Below are 1360 nucleotides of genomic sequence, written 5' to 3' on the forward strand. Positions count from 1 at the left end.
AGCTTACTCCCGGCAACCTTCTTTTCTCAAGCTTATCGAACCAGGTTAACAACCCCTGACTGAGTTCCATTCTTTTGGGTGATGATGAAATAGATGTAAGCGCCTTCCGGAACCGGGTTACCGTTATACGTTCCGTTCCAGTTATTTTGATAATCAGTCGATTCATATAACAGATTCCCCCACCGGTCATATATTTTTACATGTACCCGACCTAAATCCAAGATATTGGGAATCTTCCAGTAGTCGTTGATACCGTCACCGTTGGGACTAAACAGGTACTTAATATTGGCATGATCTGTTTTGGGATTAACCTCACGAGTCTCGCCATTATCAATGGTTCCGTTACCGTTCGTATCACCGGCAGCTTCGCCATTGTCAATCTCTCCGTCGCCATTCGTATCTCCGGCTGCTTCAGGAGAGGTAATCTGACCGTCACCATTCGTATCGCCCGCAACTTCGCCATTGTCAATCGTTCCGTCACCATTTGTGTCACCGGCTACTTCACCATTATCGATCGTTCCATCGCCGTTGGTATCACCGGCAACTTCGCCGTTGTCAATCGTTCCATCACCATTCGTGTCACCGGCTACTTCACCATTATCGATCGTTCCGTCGCCATTCGTATCACCGCCTACTTCGCCATGGTCAATACTGCCGCTACCATCTGTATCACCGGCTACTTCACCATGATCAATACTGCCGCTACCGTCTGTATCGCCGGCAACCTCTCCACTATCAATGGTTCCATCACCGTTCGTATCACCAGCTACTTCAGGAGGAGTTATCTGACCATCACCGTCCGTGTCGCCCGCAACTTCGCCATTGTCGATGATACCATCATGGTTCGTATCACCGGCAATGTATTTGACAACCGTGAGTGGCTGTTCAACCTGCGGAGCTGCATCATAATCAGAGTTTCCGGGTTGATCGGCATAAATGATACAACTTCCCACTCCCACAATCTCTACGGTAGAGCCGTTTGTACCGGTACAAATGGCCACCGACTTGTCGGAACTGGTAAATATCACGGGAAGGCCGGAGCTAGATGTCGCATTCAGTTCAAAACCGGCATCTTCATCGGTCCTGTTTTCCAGGGCATTAAAAGTAATCGACTGAGTTTTCCTGCCAACGGTCAGTGTGCCGTCCACATAACGGAATGTATAATTGTTATCGGCTCCACCCGAAACCGAGATCGGGTAATCGCCATTTTCACTTGAGATAGTAGCCGTTGTTGTGGCAACCGGAGCTGTGTCCAGGTCACTTTCACTGTCACTACCAACAAAGCCGTTGTACGATAACGTCAGTACAGGGTTCGCTTCACCGTATCCCCTACTCTGATCATCAGCAGTAACACTCAGGG

General features: G+C 49.0%; 1 protein-coding gene. It reads right to left on the minus strand.

Features of this window, described 5'->3' with window-relative positions:
* Positions 1-32 precede the first annotated feature (32 nt).
* On the minus strand, positions 33-1360 hold a 1328-nt coding region (locus T426_RS0119125), incomplete at its 5' end, for a T9SS C-terminal target domain-containing protein (RefSeq protein WP_027586138.1).

Source organism: Prolixibacter bellariivorans ATCC BAA-1284 (assembly GCF_000621705.1).
Lineage (GTDB): Bacteria > Bacteroidota > Bacteroidia > Bacteroidales > Prolixibacteraceae > Prolixibacter > Prolixibacter bellariivorans.